The 22,625-nt window shown below is 35.2% G+C and carries 22 protein-coding genes and 1 tRNA gene; 5 read left to right on the forward strand and 18 right to left on the reverse strand.

Annotated elements, in window-relative coordinates; all coding sequences use genetic code 11:
* Positions 1 to 702 carry an ABC transporter ATP-binding protein gene (locus BCR26_RS04220; RefSeq protein WP_069697727.1) on the reverse strand — a complete coding sequence of 234 codons (702 nt, stop codon included), beginning with the start codon at positions 700 to 702 and terminating at the stop codon, positions 1 to 3.
* Between the two features lie 181 nt (positions 703 to 883).
* Here BCR26_RS04220 and BCR26_RS04225 point away from each other — a divergent pair, with 181 nt between their 5' ends.
* Positions 884 to 1,546 carry a DNA/RNA non-specific endonuclease gene (locus BCR26_RS04225; RefSeq protein ID WP_069697728.1) on the forward strand — a complete coding sequence of 221 codons (663 nt, stop codon included), beginning with the start codon at positions 884 to 886 and terminating at the stop codon, positions 1,544 to 1,546.
* An 11-nt stretch (positions 1,547 to 1,557) separates the two neighbouring features.
* Complete coding sequence (locus tag BCR26_RS04230; protein ID WP_069697729.1) at positions 1,558 to 1,941, forward strand: hypothetical protein; 384 nt, start codon at positions 1,558 to 1,560, stop codon at positions 1,939 to 1,941.
* 60 nt (positions 1,942 to 2,001) lie between these two features.
* On the opposite strand, the gene nagA is transcribed toward BCR26_RS04230, so the two are convergent.
* Positions 2,002 to 3,150, reverse strand: coding sequence for an N-acetylglucosamine-6-phosphate deacetylase (gene nagA / locus BCR26_RS04235; RefSeq protein ID WP_069697730.1), 1,149 nt, complete (start codon positions 3,148 to 3,150; stop codon positions 2,002 to 2,004).
* A gap of 98 nt (positions 3,151 to 3,248) precedes the next feature.
* Complete coding sequence (locus tag BCR26_RS04240) at positions 3,249 to 4,076, reverse strand: helix-turn-helix transcriptional regulator (protein ID WP_069697731.1); 828 nt, start codon at positions 4,074 to 4,076, stop codon at positions 3,249 to 3,251.
* Between the two features lie 166 nt (positions 4,077 to 4,242).
* Here BCR26_RS04240 and BCR26_RS18475 point away from each other — a divergent pair, with 166 nt between their 5' ends.
* Positions 4,243 to 4,419 carry a hypothetical protein gene (locus BCR26_RS18475; protein ID WP_169818855.1) on the forward strand — a complete coding sequence of 59 codons (177 nt, stop codon included), beginning with the start codon at positions 4,243 to 4,245 and terminating at the stop codon, positions 4,417 to 4,419.
* A 174-nt stretch (positions 4,420 to 4,593) separates the two neighbouring features.
* On the opposite strand, the gene BCR26_RS04245 is transcribed toward BCR26_RS18475, so the two are convergent.
* A complete protein-coding gene (locus tag BCR26_RS04245) occupies positions 4,594 to 5,811 on the reverse strand; it encodes a pyridoxal phosphate-dependent aminotransferase (RefSeq protein ID WP_069697732.1) in 1,218 nt (405 codons plus the stop codon).
* Positions 5,812 to 6,403: 592 nt separating this feature from the next.
* On the opposite strand from BCR26_RS04245, the gene BCR26_RS04250 reads away from it, so the two are divergent.
* Positions 6,404 to 6,485 (forward strand) — tRNA-Leu (locus BCR26_RS04250).
* A 143-nt stretch (positions 6,486 to 6,628) separates the two neighbouring features.
* Here the strand turns inward: BCR26_RS04250 and BCR26_RS04255 are convergent.
* The 9 genes from BCR26_RS04255 to BCR26_RS04295 all read right to left on the reverse strand — a co-directional run bounded on the left by BCR26_RS04255 (position 6,629) and on the right by BCR26_RS04295 (position 16,321).
* On the reverse strand, positions 6,629 to 6,898 hold the full coding sequence (locus BCR26_RS04255) for a type B 50S ribosomal protein L31 (protein WP_069697733.1): 270 nt from the start codon (positions 6,896 to 6,898) through the stop codon (positions 6,629 to 6,631).
* A gap of 98 nt (positions 6,899 to 6,996) precedes the next feature.
* A complete protein-coding gene (rho, locus tag BCR26_RS04260) occupies positions 6,997 to 8,289 on the reverse strand; it encodes a transcription termination factor Rho (protein ID WP_069697734.1) in 1,293 nt (430 codons plus the stop codon).
* Positions 8,286 to 9,569, reverse strand: coding sequence for a UDP-N-acetylglucosamine 1-carboxyvinyltransferase (locus BCR26_RS04265; protein WP_069697735.1), 1,284 nt, complete (start codon positions 9,567 to 9,569; stop codon positions 8,286 to 8,288). Before BCR26_RS04265 ends, rho begins: the two co-directional genes overlap by 4 nt.
* 267 nt (positions 9,570 to 9,836) lie before the next feature.
* Positions 9,837 to 10,703, reverse strand: coding sequence for a class II fructose-bisphosphate aldolase (locus BCR26_RS04270; RefSeq protein WP_069697736.1), 867 nt, complete (start codon positions 10,701 to 10,703; stop codon positions 9,837 to 9,839).
* Between the two features lie 169 nt (positions 10,704 to 10,872).
* Positions 10,873 to 11,325 (reverse strand): hypothetical protein, encoded by a 453-nt coding sequence (locus tag BCR26_RS04275; RefSeq protein ID WP_084387013.1) that lies wholly within the window; start codon positions 11,323 to 11,325, stop codon positions 10,873 to 10,875.
* 12 nt (positions 11,326 to 11,337) lie between these two features.
* Positions 11,338 to 12,099: a MurR/RpiR family transcriptional regulator gene (locus tag BCR26_RS04280; RefSeq protein WP_069697737.1), complete on the reverse strand. Its 762-nt coding sequence runs from the start codon at positions 12,097 to 12,099 to the stop codon at positions 11,338 to 11,340.
* Positions 12,100 to 12,245: 146 nt separating this feature from the next.
* The gene (locus BCR26_RS04285) at positions 12,246 to 13,577 is read right to left on the reverse strand and encodes a 6-phospho-alpha-glucosidase (RefSeq protein WP_069697738.1); all 1,332 of its coding nucleotides are present in this window, start codon (positions 13,575 to 13,577) and stop codon (positions 12,246 to 12,248) included.
* A gap of 30 nt (positions 13,578 to 13,607) precedes the next feature.
* The gene (locus tag BCR26_RS04290) at positions 13,608 to 15,194 is read right to left on the reverse strand and encodes an alpha-glucoside-specific PTS transporter subunit IIBC (protein WP_069697739.1); all 1,587 of its coding nucleotides are present in this window, start codon (positions 15,192 to 15,194) and stop codon (positions 13,608 to 13,610) included.
* A gap of 194 nt (positions 15,195 to 15,388) precedes the next feature.
* The gene (locus BCR26_RS04295) at positions 15,389 to 16,321 is read right to left on the reverse strand and encodes a YitT family protein (RefSeq protein ID WP_069697740.1); all 933 of its coding nucleotides are present in this window, start codon (positions 16,319 to 16,321) and stop codon (positions 15,389 to 15,391) included.
* Between the two features lie 175 nt (positions 16,322 to 16,496).
* Between BCR26_RS04295 and BCR26_RS04300 the strand changes: the two genes are divergently transcribed.
* Complete coding sequence (locus BCR26_RS04300; protein WP_069697741.1) at positions 16,497 to 16,991, forward strand: YajQ family cyclic di-GMP-binding protein; 495 nt, start codon at positions 16,497 to 16,499, stop codon at positions 16,989 to 16,991.
* Between the two features lie 244 nt (positions 16,992 to 17,235).
* Here the strand turns inward: BCR26_RS04300 and BCR26_RS04305 are convergent, their stop codons facing one another.
* The 5 genes from BCR26_RS04305 to BCR26_RS04325 all read right to left on the reverse strand — a co-directional run bounded on the left by BCR26_RS04305 (position 17,236) and on the right by BCR26_RS04325 (position 22,383).
* Complete coding sequence (locus tag BCR26_RS04305) at positions 17,236 to 18,201, reverse strand: asparaginase (protein WP_069697742.1); 966 nt, start codon at positions 18,199 to 18,201, stop codon at positions 17,236 to 17,238.
* Positions 18,198 to 20,597: an ATP-dependent DNA helicase gene (locus tag BCR26_RS04310; protein ID WP_069697743.1), complete on the reverse strand. Its 2,400-nt coding sequence runs from the start codon at positions 20,595 to 20,597 to the stop codon at positions 18,198 to 18,200. Before BCR26_RS04310 ends, BCR26_RS04305 begins: the two co-directional genes overlap by 4 nt.
* A gap of 97 nt (positions 20,598 to 20,694) precedes the next feature.
* Positions 20,695 to 21,054, reverse strand: coding sequence for an MmcQ/YjbR family DNA-binding protein (locus BCR26_RS04315; protein WP_069697744.1), 360 nt, complete (start codon positions 21,052 to 21,054; stop codon positions 20,695 to 20,697).
* Positions 21,055 to 21,221: 167 nt separating this feature from the next.
* Positions 21,222 to 21,908 carry a Bax inhibitor-1/YccA family protein gene (locus tag BCR26_RS04320; protein ID WP_069697745.1) on the reverse strand — a complete coding sequence of 229 codons (687 nt, stop codon included), beginning with the start codon at positions 21,906 to 21,908 and terminating at the stop codon, positions 21,222 to 21,224.
* Positions 21,901 to 22,383 (reverse strand): MaoC family dehydratase, encoded by a 483-nt coding sequence (locus BCR26_RS04325; protein WP_069697746.1) that lies wholly within the window; start codon positions 22,381 to 22,383, stop codon positions 21,901 to 21,903. The genes BCR26_RS04320 and BCR26_RS04325 overlap by 8 nt, the downstream gene beginning before the upstream one ends.
* Positions 22,384 to 22,625 lie beyond the last annotated feature (242 nt).

Raw genomic sequence — 22,625 nt, forward strand, 5'->3', positions numbered from 1 at the left:
CTACCATTCTATCTCTGCCACGGGTTTTGGTTTATCGTTTATTGTAATGCTACGAACCTTTGCATCGTTAATGTGAATCACTCGATCAGCCATCGCTGCGATGGCTGAATTGTGGGTAATGATGATGACAGTCGTTCCTGTGTTAACAGCAGTTTCTTGCAAAATTGTTAAAATCTGTTTACCCGTTTCGTAGTCTAACGCACCTGTTGGTTCATCACACAAAAGCAATTTTGGTCTTTTCGCAATCGCTCTAGCAATTGTTACCCGCTGTTGTTCTCCTCCTGATAACTGCGCTGGGAAGTTATCAAGTCGATTGCCTAACCCTACTGATTGAAGTACTTCTTCTGGATCCAGAGCATTGGAAACAATCTGCGAAGCCAATTCAACATTCTCTTTTGCCGTTAAATTAGGAACTAAATTATAAAATTGAAAAACAAAGCCAACATCGTTTCGACGATACGTCGTCAATTGCTTTTCAGAAAATTTTGCTATGTCTGTATTATCAATGATGATTTTTCCTTCATCACAAGAGTCCATCCCACCTAAAATATTTAAAACGGTTGATTTTCCTGCACCACTAGGTCCTAAAATGACAGCCACTTCTCCTTTTTCTACCGAAAAAGTAATGTCATCATTTGCTGTAATCGTTGTATCTCCCATTTTATAACGTTTATATTCGTTCATCACATCGATGTATGCCATTTAAATTCCTTCCCTTCCCAATAAAAAGATTCTATCATATTCCCTAGCACAAATCTCCTAAAGTATAATTCATTTTTGATTTTTTAATTTTTTTACGTATAATGAATAGATGGTCTTTTAAAGCTTAACTAGTAATTGACCTAAAGTTCAAACTATTTTTAGGTATTCAAGGAGAAAAAACATGGCAAGAAAAAAGAAAAAAGCCCCCTTTAGTCCAGCAGTAATGTTGATGATTGCACTAGTTATCTTGTTATTAGGAGCTTTTGGTATACAGGTTCCTAACAACATCCAAGAATTAGTCGGCCTTCGTCAAGAGCAAGCTCAAACCCATACACCAAAGAAACCCTCTAACTCGGCAAACCCGGGACCAAAAGAATTGGGCGCAGCAAGTTTTACCAATGATGAATTGAAAAATAGTGCTAAAGGCTGGATTGACTATCATCCGTTAGATAGTTTAGGACGGGCAACTGGAGCAGACGCTCTTTTAAAACCGGACATGGTTAATACAGGAACATCTGCTAATCAAGATATTCGCCCCCCAGGCTTTATTTCAGGAGAGGCTAATCATTCAAGAGGGCACTTAATCGGTCGTCAGATGGGTGGTACAGGCGATGATGCAAGAAACTTAACTACGCTATATCAAAACCCCGTAAATACACCATTTATGACAAAATACGAAAACCAGATTCGAAAAGCTTTAGATACTGGAGAAACTATTCGCTATCGAGTGACTCCCATTTACGAAGGCAATGAACTACTTTGCAAGCAAATTAACATGGAAGCTAAAGGATTAGATAGAAACAGTTCTATTAATTTTAATGTCACGATTTTAAACGAAGAATAGAGGGAGAATAGATGGATTTCAAAAAAATAAAAGAGCAATTAAGTGATCGTAAACCTATTTCTTTTTTAAAGATTATTTTAAGTCAGCCTTCAGAAAAAGATTCTATTTTTACATTTAGCCAAACAATTGAGAATCAGTTTGAAACCAATGTGAACTACTTACTTTCTGAGGAAACCGTTTCTCCAGAAGAACTTTCAAGTTGGAAAAAAAATGGATTTTTAGTGGTGGCTCAGACAATTGACGGCGACTATATCGCTGGAATTGAAAAGCAAACGTTCGTTATCCCTGTTTCTCTTTATAAATCAGATATTGAAATATATGACCTGACACTTAGTGACTTTTTCATATCCTATTCGGAGGGAAAAATAGAGTCTCAGATCCTACCAAAAATCTAAGCTACTCTAAAAAATCAGCAGCCAAACGTCTAAATAGCGTCTGGTTGCTGATTTTTCTAATTATGCACGATAACGTTCTACGCCATCTAAATAAGTCGCTGCTAATTCCATATTTGGATTTAATACAATAAAGTCAGCATCTCTTCCTTGACTTATCATCCCACATTTATCATCAATCTTACAACTAATTGCTGGAACTATTGTTGCCATCATTATCGCCTGTTCTGGCGTGGCAAGCTCCCAATCTACAACATTTTTTATTGCCTCTTTTAATTTCAAGATACTTCCAGCTAAATTACCAGAGTCTAAACGAGCTGTCCCATCTTTAACTACCACTGGGAATTCCCCTAAATTATAGTTTCCATCGGGCATACCGCCTGCCATCATACAATCGGTAATTAAAGCCACATGATTGTGTCCCGCTGTTTCCATCAAAATATTGGCAGCATTTGGATGAACATGATGTCCATCACAAATCAATTCTGAGAAAACTTGGTTTAATGACATTAAGGCTCCTACCATCCCAGGTTCGCGATGATTCAACCCTCTCATACCGTTAAACGCATGAACAAAAACACTAGCTCCCGCTTCAACTGCTTCTGTCGCTTCCTCTAAAGTTGCATCACTATGTCCTAAAGCAACAACAACTCCTTCTTCGGTAACGGCTTTAACAAATTCCTTTACACCTTTACGTTCAGGTGCTAAAGCAATTTTTTTAATAATGCCACCAGATGCTTCTTGCCACTCATTAAATGTAGCTATATCTGGATCACCAAAATAGCTTGGATTTTGGGCTCCTTTATATTTCTCAGTAAAAAATGGTCCTTCAAAATAAATTCCTTGTACTTTCGCTCCTGGAACATCTTGAGATACTTCCCCAATCGTTTTAGCGACTTTTGTCAGGTGATCTTTGCTTGAAGTTAAAGTTGTAGGTAAAAATGATGTCACACCACAAGATAACAAGCCTTCAGACATCACTTTTAAACCGTCAGCATCATTATCCATCACATCATGATTCATATACCCATGAATATGGGTATCAACTAACCCCGGTGCAATCCATTTTCCTTCTTCTTTAATTATGTTTGTCTCACCTTCAGGCACTTCTTTGAAAAAACCACCAAAGATGCCATCAGTAATTTCCAAGTAACCTGGCCCCTTCACATCACTTTTCAAAAAGAACTTTTCAGCAAAGATAAATGTTCTCATCTTTCATCCTTCTTTCATAAAATTTTCTACTTTAAAAGTACTCTTAAAATCAGTATAAGTCAAGAATGGTGTAGACCTTTTTAACAAAAAATTGGTTTCTAAATGACCAACTGTTCAATTTTATCAACTTGATCAGATAATTTTTGAAATTCTGTTGCTTCTTCATGACGCCCTTGTAAAGAAAACAGTTCACTTTGCAAACTGAATAATTCACTTAAGTAATAATAGCTCGTTTTTTGTTGAGCCCAAGAAATCCCTTGTGTAACATGAATTTGTGCTTCTTCATTTCGGCCTTGTTCCAATAAAAATTTGGAATAATTATAAAAAATCTTCGTTAATTCCACATTCACTCGTTCATTTGGTAATTTGTTAAAATAATGAATACTTGATTTCAGATACTTTTCTGCTTCTTCTATTTGGCCGATATTGCTATAGGTACTACCAATACAACTCATCAGCTGAACTTCATAGTCTGAAATATTCATTTTATCTGCTTGAAATGTGTAGGACAATCCCTTTTTTAAATCTAAAATAGCTTTGTCATAGTTCCCATATAGAAAATATTCGCAAGTCCCTAAATAATAATAGTAACGTTGCCAATCTGTTTCTAAATAAATCTGATCTTCAATATGTGTATCAACAATACAAGAATACAATTTCTCATATTCCTTGTGTCTGAGAAAGTTCGCCATTTTAAAAAAAATTGTCGTTACTTGTCTAACTTCATCTGACTTTGACTGCATGATTTGATCCATAGTTACCCCTAGACGCTTACATATTTGCTGCATCACAACAACATTAGGTAACTCTTCATTGTTCTCTATCCTACTAAGAACGCTTTGCGAACAAATGTCTTCCGATAACATCTTCTGTGTCAATTTTCTGGTTTTACGTATTTCTTTAATGATACTGCCAAAAGAACCCATGCTCTCTCTCCCTTGCCTTCTCAATCTTTGTAAAGAATCATTTGTATTGTTTTCAAAATATGCGAATTCGCATTATGTATTTATTCTACTTTATTGCATAATATACTGCAAGTACATGGTACAAGTATTAATTCAGTTTTATTTATCTAGTAAGGGGTGTTTAGTCATGGCTCAAGAAAAGCAAATTAGCTTTCGTTTTGAAAAAGAAAATTATCAAGGGTATGTGGAAAAAGAATATGAAAATTCATATCTTGTAGTAGTATCTGATCCGACTCCTGATATGAAAGAAAAGTACACTGACCGTATGATTATTAGCAAAAAGAATTGTGAAGCAACCAATTAATCAAAAATAGAAATAACCATTCGAAAGACTGACATATTTCCTTAATAAACTGTAGAAAAAAGAAAAACTTCTATTAGTTAAAAGGAGAGAGTTCAGATATCCGAATGGTTATTTTTCTATTTATTTTTTTTATATTCTAGTTAATTTTCCTCAAAAAAAAAATTTTTTTCATTATTATTTCTGTTTGTATGAACTCAAAAACTCTCGCATTTTCACAGCGGTAAATTTCAAGTCTTCCATTTTAGGTAGATAAACAATGCGGAAATGATCTGGCTGCGCCCAGTTAAAGCCTCCACCATGCACTAATAAAATATGGTGTTCATGAAGGAAATCTAACACAAATTGCTCATCATTTTTAATATTAAAGCGGGCCGTATCAATTTTAGGAAAAATGTAAAAAGCTGCCTTTGGTTTTACTGCTGACAGACCTGGAATGTCGTTAATTGCGTTGTAAATAAACTCGCGTTGCTCATATATCCTTCCACCTGGCAGTAATAACTCATCCACACTTTGATAACCACCTAAAGCAGTTTGAATAATTTGTTGAGATAAAACATTTGAACATAAACGCATTGAAGCTAACATATTCAACCCTTCAATATAACCAGTAACTCTAGATTTATCTCCACTTAAAACCATCCAACCGCAACGGAATCCAGCAACACGATGCGACTTAGATAAACCGTTCAACGTCACAACAAAAAGATCTGGTGCCAATGTTGCAATTGGTATGTGAACCAAACCATCCATCAGTAAACGGTCATAAATTTCATCAGAAAAAATGATTAAATCATTTTGCCTAGCAAATTCCACAATCTGTTCCAATATTTCTTTTGGATATAACGCTCCTGTTGGATTGTTAGGATTAATGATAACAATTGCTTTTGTATTTGAAGTCACTTTCGACTTGATATCGTCAATATCTGGATACCATTCTGCTTGCTCATCACAAATATAGTGAACAGGGCTCCCACCTGCTAATGATACTGATGCAGTCCATAACGGATAGTCTGGCATTGGTACCAAAACTTCGTCACCATTATTTAGCAAACCTTGCATACACATTGTGATTAGCTCACTCACACCATTGCCTGTGTAAATATCGTTAATCGTTACATTAGGAAAATTTTTCAACTGGCAATATTGCTCAATCGCTTTGCGTGCTGAAAAAATCCCTTTTGAATCGGAATAACCTTCAGAACTACGAACATTCATAATCATATCTCGAACAACTTCATTTGGTGCATCAAAACCAAATGGAGCTGGATTTCCAGTATTCAATTTCAAAATACGAATACCTTCTTCTTGCATTCTATCTGCTTCATCTAAAACCGGACCACGTACATCATAGCTGACATCTCTCAACTTCTCTGATTTTTCAAAATTTCTCATACTGAATCCCTCATTTTTAAAAAATTTATACCTTTAAAGTTACGACACACAAAGAAAAAAAGCAATCAAAATTTCGATTTTTTTAGAAAAAACCTAGAAAAAAGTCTTGAATCAGAAAATTTCATTTGTTTTTTACTAGAATTATCTTTTACTTCTTAACAAGAAAAAAATTATTTATTCATTAATAGATTCTATTTCAAAGCTATTTCGCGGCATTTCAAAACATAAATATTGATTTTTCCGAGAAAATAAAGAGATATTCTCTTTAAAATAGATTAAAAAACAACATATGTAATGAAACTAGTTTCAGACATTTCTAAAATTTCAGTAACAACAATTGGATTAGTTGATTCGTAAATCATGTAAAACAACCTAATGAACCAGAAGGATCTCAGCTTGATAAAAAGTACTCGTTACAAATGAATAGTAATTGCTGACAACGATCATTTTTATTCAGCTAAGATTAATTAATATAACAAAAATCCGACAAAACATTGACAAAATTAGCGGCTTATTCTATTATGAGAATGCATCAGTTTTTCTATTTTAGGTTGTTTTTCTTTACATTGGAACAACCGTCCAAATTATACACGCAGATGTGGCGGAATGGCAGACGCGCACGCTTGAGGGGCGTGTGAGCTAAGCTCGTGTGGGTTCGACTCCCATCATCTGCATTTTTAGTAAAACTTCTCCATGGAGAAGTTTTTTTGTTGTAGAAAAATAGAAGTCAATCAACCGGTCTTGTGATAAATCAAAAAAAGCCTCTCTCCTAAAGAGAAAGGCTTTATAAATACTGAGACAACAGTATTCTTTTTTATTAAGCGTCTGGATTTGCGTTTGCGTCTTTGATACCGTATTTCTTGTTGAAACGGTCCACACGTCCATCTGCTTGCGTGAATTTTTGACGACCAGTGTAGAATGGATGAGAATCAGAAGTTACTTCGACACGAATCACAGGATAAGTGTTACCATCTTCCCATTCAACTGTTTCTTGTGAGTGCTTAGTAGAGCCTGACAAGAATTTAAAACCAGTTGTAGAATCCATAAAAACGACTGGATGATATTCTGGATGAATATTTTGTTTCATACTTTTTTCGCTCCTTTGCCCTGCCCCATTTGCTGAACCAGAGTTATTTTGTCGGTGTACAACAGTAATATAATATCACGATTACATTCTCGATGCAATTATCTTTTTACATTTCTTTTCGTTTGTTTGCCAAAAGATACATCCTGAAAAGTATTAAATAACATTTCATTATTTTTCGTCTTACGTAAAAATTTAATCAACTGATCGGTATACTCCAAAGAATCTCCTGTCATATGATTTCTTAATTTCCACGTTTCTTCCAATTGTTCTGGCGTCATCAATAACTCTTCTTTACGAGTGCCTGATTTTTTAATATCAATAGCTGGGAAAATTCTCCGTTCGGAAAGATCACGAGACAAATGAAGCTCCATATTACCAGTTCCTTTAAATTCCTCGTAAATAACATCATCCATCCGACTACCAGTATCTACTAAAGCTGTAGCTAAAATAGTTAAACTACCGCCTTCTTCAATATTTCTGGCCGCTCCAAAGAAACGTTTAGGCTTATAGAATGCTGCTGGGTCAATCCCACCACTTAATGTTCTACCACTTGGAGGAACAACTAAATTATACGCACGAGCCAAACGAGTAATACTATCCATTAAAATAACAACATCACGTTTATCTTCTACTAAACGCATTGCTCGTTCTAGAACTAATTCTGAAACTCTTGTATGATTCTGCGGTTGTTGATCAAACGTTGAAGAAACAACATCTCCTTTAACGCTACGCTCCAAATCTGTCACTTCTTCGGGGCGTTCGTCAACTAATAATAAAATCAATTCCACCTCTGGATGATTTTCAGTGATACCATTAGCGATTTCTTTTAGAACGCTGGTTTTACCAGCTTTAGGAGGTGCGACAATCAAGCCACGTTGACCAAAACCAACAGGAGAGAAAATATCAATCATTCGTGTGGATAATCTTCCTGGAGTTGTTTCTAATTTAAGATGTCTTTCTGGATAGAGAGGGGTCAGTGCAGGGAAATGAGGTCGCTCTTTTGCTTCCTCAGGATCTTTTCCATTAACACTTTCTACGTGCATCAAACCATAGTAACGCTCAGATTCTTTAGGTGGACGGGCCTTGCCTGCAACTTTATCACCATTTCGTAAACCAAAACGACGTATTTGTGATGACGAAATATAAATATCTTCTGCACTTGGACCATAATTGATTGGTCGCAAGAAGCCATAACCATCCTGAGAAATGATATCAAGTATTCCTTCCATGAAAAAGAAGCCTTGCTTTTCAGCTTGTGCACGAATAACCGCTAAAGACAATTCCTTTTTGTTCATTTGACTATAATAAGGAATTTTAAATTCTTTTGCATAAGCATAGATATCTTTTAACGTGCTGTTTTCCAGCTCCGCCATTGTTAAATAGTCACTCATTTGGTCACCTCAACTTCCTCTTCTATTTCAACCATTTGAATATCTGCTCCAAGCGCGGTTAGTTTTTCAATAATATGATCATAGCCACGCAAAATATGTTCCACATCATAAATAGTTGTGGTTCCTTCTGCCATTAAGCCAGCCGTCACTAAACAAGCTCCTGCTCTTAAATCTGAAGCAACTACCTCAGCCCCTTGGAGTTTTGACGGACCATTAATCACAATCATATTTCCTTCTATCGAAGCATTAGCGCCCATTCGAACAAGCTCTGGTATATGTTTGGTCCGTTGAGAATAAATACTGTCAACAATTTCTCCAGTTCCATTCGCTTTTAATAGTAGCGGTGTAATAGGTTGTTGTAAGTCAGTAGCAAATCCAGGATAAGGATATGTTTTAATCGTTGTCATTTTTAATTCTTTTGACGGATGAACTTCAATCGTATCTTCTTCGATTGTCATGTTAACACCCATTTCTTGAAGTTTGGCAATAAAACTCTCTAAATGTTCATAAATGACATTACGTACCTTAATTCCTTCACCAACTGCTGCAGCTAATGCTAAATATGTCCCAGCTTCGATGCGGTCAGGAATAATCGAATGTCTACACCCATGAAGTTGTTCTACGCCTTCAATCCGAATGATGTCTGTACCTGCCCCACGAATTTTTGCCCCCATATTGTTCAGTAAAGTAGCAACATCAATAATTTCTGGTTCACGAGCAGCATTTTCAATAATTGTCTTGCCTTTAGCTTTTACAGCAGCTAGCATAACATTGATTGTTGCGCCAATAGAAACCATATCCATAAAAATTCTTGTTCCCTGCAACCCCTCTTCATCTGTCCTTAAATACATGGCACCATGCTCATTTGTGATTTCCGCACCTAAAGCTTCAAACCCTTTGATATGTAAGTCGATTGGACGAGGGCCTAAATAACAGCCACCTGGCAAGCCAACGACACCTTCCCCAAATTTACCTAATAAAGCCCCCATAAAGTAATAAGAAGCCCGTAAACTATTGATTTTCCCTGTTGGCATTGGAATTGAAACAACATTGGTAGGATCTATGACTAATTTATTATTGCTAAAAGTTATTTTAGCACCCATTATTTCTAAAATTTCAATTAAAGAATGAACATCCTGGATATCTGGAACACCTTCTAAAGTGACTGGCGAATCAGCTAAAATAGCTGCTGGAATCAATGCTACTGCACTGTTTTTTGCACCACTAATACAAACTTCTCCTGATAATGGACGATTGCCATTAATTATAATTTTTTTCATTTATTCTCACCTATCTATAGTCAACAATTTAGTTTTCTTTTTTATATACATCTCAACTATTCTACCACAATCAGCAAGAAGAAAAAAGGAATCATTGCGAAATAAAGTAACTGAACAATTAAAATTCACTAAAGAATCGAATCTATCTAAATGTAACTACTGAATCTAAGTTATTTTTAAACAAAACTGATTTATTCACAGAAGTGTTGATAAGAAAAAAGGACTAACTACTTCAAAAAAAGTAGTCAGTCTTTTAATATCAAATTATTATGCTTTGCCTTCAGAACCGAACCATTCAATACGTTGTTCAACTAATTCAGTAACAGCTTTTGTACCTGGAGCTAATAATTTACGAGGGTCAAATCCTTTACCTTCTAAATCTTTGCCTTCTTCGATATATTTACGAGTCGCAGCAGCAAATACTTCTTGACACTCAGTATTTACATTGATTTTAGAAACACCCATAGAAATTGCTTTTTGAATTTGATCTAAAGGAATACCAGAACCACCATGTAATACTAATGGAATATCTCCAACAGCATCAGCGATTGCTTGTAAATGGTCAAATGCTAGACCTTTCCAGTTTTCAGGATATGAACCGTGAATGTTACCAATACCGCATGCTAAGTAATCAATACCAGTTGCAACCATTTGTACACATTCATCGATATCAGCTAATTCGCCAGAACCAATGATTCCATCTTCTTCTCCGCCAATAGAGCCAACTTCACATTCTACAGAAACACCTTTAGCATGTGCTTTAGCGACAACATCTTTTGCTTTTTCGATATTTTCATCAAATGGTAGATGAGAACCATCGAACATTACTGAAGAGTAACCTACTTCAATACATTCTAATGCATCTTCATACTCACCATGATCCAAGTGAAGAGCTACAGGGACTGTAATACCCATAGAATCAATTAGGTCTTTTACTAAGTCATAACATACTTGGTATCCACCCATGTATTTTGCAGCGCCCATAGAAGTTTGAATCAACACTGGTGCTTTCTTTGCTTCTGCAGCTTCAAGAATTGCTTTTGTCCATTCTAGGTTATTTGTATTGAATCCTCCAACACCGTAACCGCCTTTGCGAGCAGCTTTAAGAAATTCTGTTCCTGATACTAATGGCATAAAAAATTCCTCCTAAGTTTTAAAAAACCTTTTTTGTTAAGGTTTCCCTTAATCAACATCTACATTTTATCAGACTTTATGGTACTTTTCTACTAAAATTACTTTTTTCAGAAAATTTTTGCCCATCTTTTCACAAAACCGCCGTAACTAACGGTTTATCTTACCAACTTTACAGAGAGAATCGGATACAAACAATTAGTAATGTAACTACTCCAATGAAGCTCATTAACAAATAGAGAGGGATTTTTATTGATGATAAAGCTCCTTCTTGTTCCTTTTTACTTGGCAAGTACCAGAAACAAAGTCCGCTTAGGAGCAAACCGATAAAGTTAAGAGTAAATAATTGCTGAACCATTGAAAATATAAGATAATTTCCTAATAAAGATTTTCTGCTTGCTGCCACATCATTCAAAAGATATAATCCGAAAGCTTGGAAAAATTGTAATAGCGCAACAATTAAACTAATCGCTAAACTAGGTATCGTTGATACTAACGCCATAATGGGAATTTGTTGGACAGAAGACATCACAATCAGATAACTACCAAATAACACCGGAACAATTAACCAATAAAAAAAGAGAATCTTCTTGGTTCGATCTGTTTCTCGAAGTAAACTCAACATTTGCTTTCCCTCCTAAAAATTTTTATTTAAATACTCTACATATTTTCTAAAAATAACATCCATCAAGACACTTAACCCTACTAAAGATTGTGCAATATGATTTTTTCCTAAAATCTCAAAAGGCGTCGAATAATAAAAATAGGAATGTTGAGCATGTTCTGCAAAATAATTATGGCTAAATGTTGTAACTGCAACTACTGGGATTTTTCGTGCATTTAGAGATAAGATATTCTCCTTAATGCCATCTGTTTCACCACTTAACGAAACAAACCAAACCAAGTCATCTTTGCTAATCATTGACATACTTATGTCCAATTCTGTTTTTACTGGAATCACAATCGAGCGTTTGTCGCAAAGCATCAACATCTTGGAAAATTCTTCTACAACTTTCCTCTGAGAATAGCCTGTCGCATAACAATAAATCGTATTGGCTGCTTTAATTGCTTGGATAACTGGTATAAAATCCGTTTGCTGTGCTAATTTTATTGTATTAGCTATATCTTTATTCTGTAGCTGTAGCAAGTCAATTTCTTTTTCATTCTCAGTTGTTTGTTTCGATTGTCTGAGAAAGTATTTGAATTCTGAATACCCAGAAAAACCTAATTTTTTTGTTAACCGTAAAACGGAAGATTTTGAACTGTGAACTCTTGCTGCTAACTCCACAATACTTAACTTCATTACTTCTTGTTCGTTTTCTAAAATATACCCTAAAATAGACCAATCTAATTCACTAAGCTCTCTTTGATACTTTTGCATTAACGTCTCTAAATTCATTTTTATCCCTTCTCATTTCATAGTCTTACATTCTATTATAAAGGATAGGGGTAAACAAAAATAGCTGAAAAGAAAACGTGCCGAAATTGTTTATCCTCTCAAACAAACCATTTCAGCACAGATTTCATTTCTTCTTTTTTTCTATCTTAATTCAAAGTTGGCCAAAACTCTTTGTTGACTTCAATTAGATCGTCTAAAATTTCTCTTGCAACTCTTGCATTTGGAACAATTCTTGACAGTGTTAATGCTTGCCAAAGTTTTTGATATGAACCTTCCGCCCAAGCTTCTACAACTAATTTTTCTACTGCTACTTGTTGTTCCATCAAACCTTTTTGGAAACGTGGAATTTTCCCTTGAACAATTGGTTCTGGTCCATTACTACCTACTATACAAGGAACCTCTACCATAGCCGTTTCATCAAAATTCACCACCGCTCCTTGATTCTCTACGATTAACAACATTCTTTCATGTGTGTTATAAGCAATCGCTCTTGCTAAATCAACGATATAGGAAGCATGCTCATCTACTTCTAAAGTAGTTCCTTTTGCTGTTCCTTCTGCTGTAATACGATTACATTCACTAAAGACATGTTTCTCTCTGCCAGCCATCACTTCATTCGCTCTAGTATACTCTGGGTTTGCGTGAGCTACTTCATCTTGAGGGTAGAAGTAATATTTTAAATACGTGTTAGGTAGCGTGTCTGGATCAACTGCATAAAGCTCTTTTGCCTTAGAAAACGTATGCATCCAGCTTGCATCCGTATGTTGCGACTCTTCAATTTCCTCCAATAAAGAATAACCATGTTCTTTGACATGCGCTTTTATTTTCGGCATCAAGTCATTCCCTTCAGTATCACGAATATCTGTCCACCAACCAAAATGATTCAAGCCATAATAACGAACAACTATTTCTTTTCGAGAAGATAAACCGATAGCATTTGCCATACGCTCTTCTATTCCCACTGGCATATCACAAATATTGATAATCTTAGAATTAGGACGTAATTTTCTCGTTGCTTCAGCTACGATAGCTGCTGGATTTGAATAATTTAGCATCCATGCATTTGGAGAATATTTTTCCATATAGTCGATCAATTCTAAAACACCACCAATAGAACGCATCCCATAGGCTATCCCACCAGGTCCACATGTTTCTTGACCAATAACACCATATTTCAAAGGAATTTTTTCATCTTTTTCACGCATCGCATACAAACCAACTCGAATATGAGCCATAACAAAATCAATATCTGTAAATGCTTCTTGAGGATCAGTAGTTGAGACAAAGACAATCTCTGGTGCCTGCTCCTTCACGATAATTTCACATGCATCTGCTATTTGTTGTTGACGCTCGGCATTATTATCATAAAATTTGATTTGTCTAATAGGAAATTTATCCAAATTATTTAATAACATTAAAACAATTCCTGGCGTAAAAGTACTTCCTCCGCCTGCAATCACTACTGAAAATTTTTTCATTTTTCTCGCTCTCTTTCTCTTCTGTATTTTTTATTCTCTCATTGCTAATAAATTCTCAAACTGTTCTCTTACCTGTGGAACATCCAATCCAACAATCACTTGGAAAGCAGCACCATTACGAACCACACCATGTGCTCCCCCTTCTTTAAATGCACTGTCTGGCAAAACTATGTTTTCGTCTTTCACTGTAATTCTCAATCGAGTCGCACAATTTGTTACTTTCTCGATATTATCACTACCACCAAATGCTTCTAAATAGATTGCTGCCTGCTCTGTATACTGATTTCCACCTGCCACTACTGCTCCTGCTTTTTTCGATTCTTTGTATTCTTTTTTGCTGTATAGCTTCACTTCTTTATCTTCTTCTTCGCGCCCTGGAGTGGCAAAATTGAATTTTAAAATCAAAGCTCTGAAAACAACAAAGTAAATCAACGTAAACCCTAATCCAATCAATAGTTGCGTAAAGATCATCCCTTTATGGTTAGCAAATAACGGAATCCAGTTCTTCGCCAACAAATCAATGAATCCTCCACCCATATCACCTACAACGCCAAAGAAGAACATTGTAGCAGACATTGTTGCGGCCAAAATTGCATGAAGAACAAACAATGGTGGTGCTACAAATAAAAACGTAAATTCAAGCGGTTCTGTAATTCCCGCTAATACCGCAGTTAAAGTTACAGGGATTAGGATGGCCAGTACTTTTTTACGTTTTTCAGGTTTCGCTGTAAAATAGAAGGCCGCCGCAATCCCTGGGGAAGCGAAAATTTTTGAATTTCCATGCAAGGCAAATCCACCTTGTGGGAAAAGTTGTTTCAATGGTGTTGTTGTTTGAGCATACTCATTCAGATGTGCCATCCAATATTTAGTGATCCCATTTTCAACCACCGCTGGACCAAAGATAAATGGTGTGTAAATGAAATGATGCAGCCCTGTAGGAATTAATATTCTTTCCAAGAATGTATAAAGCCAAACACCAAATATTCCTGCACTTGCTAAGAACGTTTGCATAGAACCAATTCCCATTTGAATTTTCGGCCAAATAAGACAAATCATAAATGCAACTGGTAACATAGTGAAAAAACCTAAAATCGCAATTAAAGATGAGCCCTGGAAAATACCTAAAAAGTCAGGTAGTTTTGTATCAAAATAGCGATTGTGAAGCCATACGACGATGGCCGAAATAAAAATAGCTCCGATGATGCCAGTATCCAATGTTTTGATCCCAGCAATTAATTTCATTCCGCTTTCACCACCAACTTCTTGGGAAAAGTCTACCCCAAAAAATGGACCAAAATATTCCATCATACTACTGATAAAATAATTGCATGTTAAGTAAACAACGAACGCTTCCATAGCTGCTCGTGCATTGGCTTTTTTGGCTAAGCCAATCGGTAATCCAATAACAAATAATAATTCCATTTGGTTAAAAACCGTCCAAGCGCCACTCTCTAATACAGACCAAATGCCATACCAAACAGTTCCTTCATTAGCAATAGAGCCAACAATCATGGGATTCTTAAAAATAATTGCCAAAGCAACCATGATACCTGAAAAAGAAAATAATAAGACTGGTGTAAACATCGCCCCACCAAAACGTTGCACTTTTTCCATCATTGAAAAAAACCTCCTTTAATTTATTTGTTTCTATGTTATTTATACCACTGAATGAATCCGCTAACAATAACTATCTCAATGATAGGGAACTCAATTTCATGCTAGAGAAAAGGTGTCACTTATTGGGAAATTTACCAAATTGCACAAAAAAAGATAACTCCTAAATCAATTTTTAGTATGTTATCTTTTTTCATTTATTTTTTTATTTTATGGGATTTGAGTTCTGGAAAAGTGCCAGTGTTTCGATATATTTTTTGTTCATCTTCATTAGCAAACTTCCCTAAAACAGATTGCGTTGGAACAATATTCATAAATGCATTCTCATCAACACGGTAAACAACCTGTTCCAATTCATAAAGTTCATAACGAGTAATTACCATCATAATCATTCGTCCCTCTGATTTAGAATAGCCGCCAACAGAAGGTAGTAATGTCATTCCTCGCACCATCTCTTGAGAAATAGCTTCCACTACAGCATCGGGACTGGTCGTCACAATCATAGCGGTAACTTTTTGATGGCTGGTATGGATCGTATCAATCACTTGAGTCATACAATAAATTGAAATCATCGTATAAAGCGCACTCTCCCAGTCAAAAATAAAGCCTGCCACTGCAACAATGATACCATTTAGAAAAAACATATATTTGCCTACTGTTTTTCCTGTTGTTTTCGAGAGAACCAGAGAAATAATGTCCATACCACCAGTTGTGAATCCCATTTTCAGGGACAAACCAGCCCCTACACCAAGCAAAACACCACCTACAATCGCATTCATCAATGGATTCTCTGTGATCGTTTCAATGGGAAAAAACATTGTCATTAAAGAAACTCCAGCAACATTAAAAAAACTAAAAATAGTAGCTTCTTTCCCTAACTTCATAAAACTCAAAATGAATACAGGAATATTTAATAGTAAAATAAACAGACCTGTGTTCACTGTAATTGAAAAATTTGTTTCTAAAAGTGCCGCTGTAATTTGAGCAACACCGTTCATTCCAGCAGAAAAGACTTTTGCAGGAATAAGGAAAAAATTAAGAGCAATTGCTGCCGTAATACCTGTCACTAAAATAACAAGTATTTTTTTTATTTTTTCACTGTTCTTACTATTGCTTATTAGATTGCCCATCTCTTTCTCCTCCTTATTTTAATCCCCGAATTAGAATAACAGGTTGTGGAAGAAAAAGAAAGAGTCTTACTTAAAATAGACTGCTTTTTAAAAATTTTTTTCCAACTTTTCACTTGTCTCTTCTCAATTTAATGGTACTATTATTATATAACACAAAATGACTGGAGGTTATCTAATGGCAGCAAAAGAAGCAAGTTTTGATGTAGTTTCAGAAATGAATATGGAAGAAGTCAAAAATGCCCTTCAAATCGCGTTAAAAGAAATTAAAAATCGCTTCGATTTCAAAGGTTCTATCGCTGATATCAAACTAGAAAACGACAAACTGGTAATCGTTGCTGAAGATGATTATAAAATCGAACAAGTAAAAGATGTTCTCTACAGTAAACTCGTAAAACGTGGTGTACCAATTAAAAATATTCATTTTTCTACTAGCGAAAAAGCACTAGGTGGAGCAGCTCGTCAATACGGTGAATTAATTAGTGGCATTGATAAGGAAAATGCCAAAAAAATTAACGTTGCTATTAAAAATTCTAGCCTAAAAGTTAAATCTCAGATTCAAGAGGATAAAATTCGTGTGACCGGCAAAAATCGTGATGACTTACAAGAAGTTATTGCTTTATTAAGAAAATTAGATTTACCTGTGGAATTACAATTTAATAATTATAGATAGGCTCTCAATTTGTAAGAAATAGAAAGAGGATGAGACAGAAGTCGTTTTGAGGCGAGAAATTGGACTGAAAAGCGCACAATAGGCTTTATGTAATGAGTGATTTTCAAGAAATTTCCTAAGACCCAGACTTTTGACCCCCGTTTATTCCAATTTAGAGGATGAAACAAAACTGATTTTTAGTTTTGTTTCATCCTCTTTTGCTTTTATTTTTTTAATTGAGCATTTATAGTTTTCTTGCACTTTTTTATTGGCTTAAAAACTGACGTAATTCTTTTTCGTTTTTCCCACTATTTATACCGACAATCATTTTTATTCTTGCTTTAGGTCCATTAATTCCACGCGTAAAGATAACGCCCATTTTTTTCAGACCTACGCCACCACCTTGATAGGCATAAATATCTTCTGCAATCCCATTTGAACATCTAGAAACTAGCGCAATTGGTATATTTCTGTCGACTAATTTTTGGATTGCTGGCAACGTTTCTGGTGGCAAATTTCCTGCACCAAGCGCTTCAATAACAATACCATCCGTTTCTTCGTTGTCTAACAGTTGAAAAAGACTCCCGTCCATACCTGCATAAGCCTTCACAATATAAACATTACCTGCTACTGAATCAATAGAACAGACTTCTTGTGGCAAAGCTTCTTTTGCAAAAAAAGTTCTTTCTTTTGTGAGCATTCCGATTGGGCCAAATGTTGGGGTTCTAAATGTTGCAACATTAGTCGTATGCGTTTTTGTTACATATTTTGCCATATGAATTTCGTCATTCATCACAACTAATACCCCTTTATCTTGCGACTCCTCAGAACAAGCAGTCCAGACAGCACTGACAAAATTATAAAGCCCATCTGTCCCGATTTCGTTACTAGAACGCATTGCACCTGTTAATACAACAGGTATTCTTTTTTCAAGAGTGATATCAAGAAAATAGGCTGTTTCTTCTAATGTATCTGTTCCATGAGTAATGACCACTCCATCAATATCTTCATTAAAAGCTTTGGTGATTCGATTTTTCAATAACAACATTTTCTCTAACGTGATTTGAGGAGAAGGAAGATTAAAAATACCCTCCACTACTAGCTCTACTTCATTATGAAATAATTCTTGCTGTTCTAGCATTGGGTTTACTTGATTCGTAACTACATTGCCTTCTGTTCCCTTAGACATTGAGATCGTTCCACCTGTGTGTAAAACTAATATTTTTTTCATTTATCTTCCTCCACTACTTTGTTAAGTTCAGTCTGCCTTTGTTTTTCTCTCCAGAAATTCTCAATGCTTTTTTCTATTTGTTGACCGTTTCTAGATACCACCGCTTGTTTCCAATGATTCGGGAAAAAATAGTGATAATCGGCTGTTGAAAAACGTTGATCCAATAATAACACAACACCAACATCCTCCGCATCTCGAATCACTCGTCCACCTGCTTGTAGAACTTTATTCATTCCTGGAATTTGATAGGCAAATTGAAATCCCTGTCTCTTTTCTCGGTCGTAGTATTCTTTAATCAATTCTTGTTCATGATTTATTTGTGGTAAACCAACACCTATGATTGCTGTTCCAATTAGACGTGTTCCTTTCAAATCAATTCCTTCAGAAAAAATTCCTCCTAAAACACAAAATCCCACTAATGTTTTTTCTGGATTAAACTTAAAATTTGCTAAAAATGCTTCTCGCTCTGCTTCATTCATCTGGGAAGCTTGAATCAGAGTTTTTACTTGAGGATTCTTTTCGATAAACCTTTCATAAACAAGATCCATATAGCTATAGGAAGGAAAGAAAACAAAATAATTCCCTCTTTGCTGCTGAACCATCTTATTGATACTTTCTACTATTAAATCAAGACTATTTTCACGTTCTCGAAACGTTGTTCTAATATGGTTGCCAATCAATAACAGTTGATTCTCTTTTGGAAAAGGACTAGGAATCCGATAACGTAAACTAATTTCCCCACCGCCTAAAATCTCTTGATAATAGTCTAACGGTGTTAAGCTAGCCGAAAAAAGAACGCTGGCTTTCCCTTTGTCCAATTTCAATTTTAATAAATACGATGGATCTATACAAAACTGTTTAATCAAAACATCATGATTTGCTATATTTACATAGGTTACATAGTGGTCATCATAATGTTCACTAATATCTAAATAATGTAATAAACAAAAATAAAAATCTACTATCTGGTTCAATTCAAGGAAATCTTGATTTTCTGCTAACCATTCTTTTAGTTTTTCCATTACTCTATAGGCTACGTTGCTGAAGGCATCCACAGAAGTATTCTGATGAACAAATTCCTGCTGCTCTGCTTCACAAAACGTTTTCAGTGTTTCAAATTCACTGTTTAACGCTGCTAAAGAACGGCTTAAAGAAGTATTCTTACTTCCAAGTAGTTTTTTTATCGATAAAAGCTGGTTTTGTGAGAGACTAGCAGAATACATTTCTCTTGAACGATTGACTAAATTATGAACTTCATCCACTAAAAATATATTTTCTTTTGCTTTCTGATTTTCTTCAAAAAAACGTCTTAGATAAACAGTAGGATCAAATAAATAATTATAATCACAAATAACCAAATCACACCACAAACTAACATCTAATGACAATTCAAATGGACACAACGTATGTTTTTTAGCATAAATTTCAATTATTTCTCGAGTCAATTGATTCTCATTATTCAGCAAATCCCACAGTCCTTCATTTAAACGATTGTAATAACCATTGGCAAAAGGGCAATGTTCAGGCGTACAGTTTCGCTCTGATAAAAAACAAATTTTATCTTTAGCTGTCAACGTAACACTTTTTAGTTGTAACTCTTTTTGTTTCATCGCTTCAACAGCATCTTCTGCTACTTGACGAGTAATGGTTTTAGCCGTTAAATAAAAAATGCGTTCTGCTTGTTCCTCCCCAATCGCTTTCAAAGCTGGAAAAAGTGTAGAAATTGTTTTCCCAGTACCAGTAGGAGCTTCAACAAACAATTTTTGGTCACTGACTATCGTTTTGTATACAGCAACAGCTAATTCTCTTTGTCCTTTTCTATAATTTCTATATGGAAAAGTTAGCTTTTTTAATGAGTCATTTCTAATTCTTCGCCAATTCTCTTGAAAAATTAACCATTGTTCATACTTTTCTGTTAAGTCTTTAAAAAAAATCGCCAACTCTTTTTTTGTAAATACTCTTTTTGTCTTGGTTATTTCTTCTGATGTTGTTTGATAGTAAGTTAATTGCAGAATGATCTCCTCTAAAGTATGATCTTGGCAATAAATATACCCATAGCACATCACTTGATACCAATACATTTCAACTTGCTCTGGTAATAAATCAGAAAATGCCGGTTCAGATGTTTTTATTTCCTCAATGACAATTTGTTGCTCTTCATTGGTAAAAATACCATCTGCTCTACCTTCTATTATGTATGTTTGATTACTTAATTCTATTTGAATTGACAGCTTAACTTCTTTCTGATACTTTTCCCCAGCCAATTGTTGTAATTTTCGATGAATTCTCGCTCCTTCGTAGGCCGTATGCTCACTTGTATGTCTAGAATCAATGCTTCCTTTTCGTAAAATAAATTCAACCAATTTTCGAATCGCAATTTTTTGTGCTCGTTCCATGTTCTCACCGCCAGTCTGCTTCTCAATTATAGAACATACATTCGCAAAATAAAAGAAGAAGATGAAATAAAACGGATTTGTTTTATCTCATCTTCTTTTATAAGCCCTCACGTACTTTTTTAGGTAATTTTGCCACAACTAAGTTGCGAGATTCTTTCAGCAAATTTAAATGCTCTTCTTTAGAAAATGTACTTTTCTCAACTAAAATTGAGTTCCAATGAGTTTTATTCGTATAATAACCAGGCACTACAAATGAATATTGCTCCCTCAGCAGTTCGTTTTTTTCAGGCAGTCCTTTTATCGTAAGAACAGGTTCCTTTTCTTTGTTTTTTCCGTATAGTGCAAAACATTTCCCAGCTACTTCAAAATAAGTACAACCCCAGTCTTCACGAAAATATACTTTGACACCTGCCCATTTCTCAGCTTCACTCGCTAAATATCCTTTTAATTCTGACATTTTTTTCACATCCTCACTAAGATTCAACTTATCATTTTGCGTTTAGATTTGACTCTATTATCTCATTGTTCAGTTGTCCTTGATTGTATATTTCAGACATCTGTGGTTCTTATAAAAAAAGGCAATCACGAATATTTCGTCATTGCCTCTTTTTTAATCTAAGTGCTTTAGTTATTTTTGCCAAAAATTCTTAGGAAAGCTAAGAATAAATTGATAAAGTTTAAGTATAATTGTAACGCCATGAAGACCGCTACGCCTGTACCAGGATGTCCTCCTGTTTGATTGTAGATGTTCTTAATATTTTGATTATCATACGCTGTGATTCCTGCAAAAATAACCACCATTAATAAAGAAATTAGATAATCAACTGGTTGACTCTTTAAAATAAATGCATTCAGTAACATTGCGATGATAATCCCAATCAATGCACTATACGCGGCATGTCCCATTGCAGAGAGATCTTTCTTAGTAAACATTCCAACTAGAGCCATACTGACAAAGGTTGCAGAGGCACTAATAAATGCTCCTATGACAACCCCTTGTGTATAGATCATCAGAGTGATTGACAAAGTAATCCCATTTAATAAAGAATAGAGAATAAAACCACTGACTGCTAAGCTTGGGTTTGTTCTAGCCTTCATCCCTAAAAAGATAACTAAACCAATCTCAACAATCCAAATACCTATGAAAGAAAAAGGAGTTCTCGCAAAAAAACTAAACACTTCATTAGCATAGACCTTCAAGACAAAATAAGCCACAATCCCACTTAAGCCTATTCCCATGGCCATAAATGCGTAAATCTTTGAATAAAATTTATTCAAACCGGTTCCAACTTGTACTGTTTCGTTATTCATGTTTTCTTCCTTTCTGTTCCTCTAATTGTTCTATCCTTACTTGAGGTGGTTGAACCATTACTACAGCATCAAGCACTCTCGCTCCCTCTTCGTTGACTGCTTCAATAGAAATTGTAACAACATCTTTCATCTTATCCACTTTAATTACTTCAAACTGAAAAGTTAATGTTTCATAATGATGAACAGGTGCAACAAAATTTACTGAAAAGTTAACTACATGAGAACCTGGACCTGGCAAATGCTTAGAGATAGCACTGGTAATAATTCCCATCAACATAATTGATGGTACAATTGGTTGTTCGTATTCTGTTTTTTGGGCATAATCATGTTGGATGTATAGAGGATTGGCATCGTTAGTTAAACCCAAATACAAAAGTAAATCTTTGTCTTCGATTGACTCTGTTAAGGATAACGACTCCCCTTCCTCAATATCCTCGATGGTTTTGCCTAATTTTCTCGGTTTTCCGATATTCAAAATTAGTACACCTCCATAAGTGATAAGATAATTGTACCAAAAAGCCGTCAAAAGGCAAGTTTAAATGACTGATCTACAAAAGCTTATAATGGTAAAAATAGGTTGAGACAGAAGTCGTTTTGGGGCGAGAAATTGAACCGCAAAGCACACCATACGCTTTATGTATTGAGTGATTTCCGGGAAATTTCCGAAACCTCAGATTTTTGACCACCGATTATTTCGATTTAGAGGATGAAACAAAA

Source organism: Enterococcus rivorum (assembly GCF_001742285.1).
Taxonomy (GTDB): Bacteria; Bacillota; Bacilli; order Lactobacillales; family Enterococcaceae; genus Enterococcus_L; species Enterococcus_L rivorum.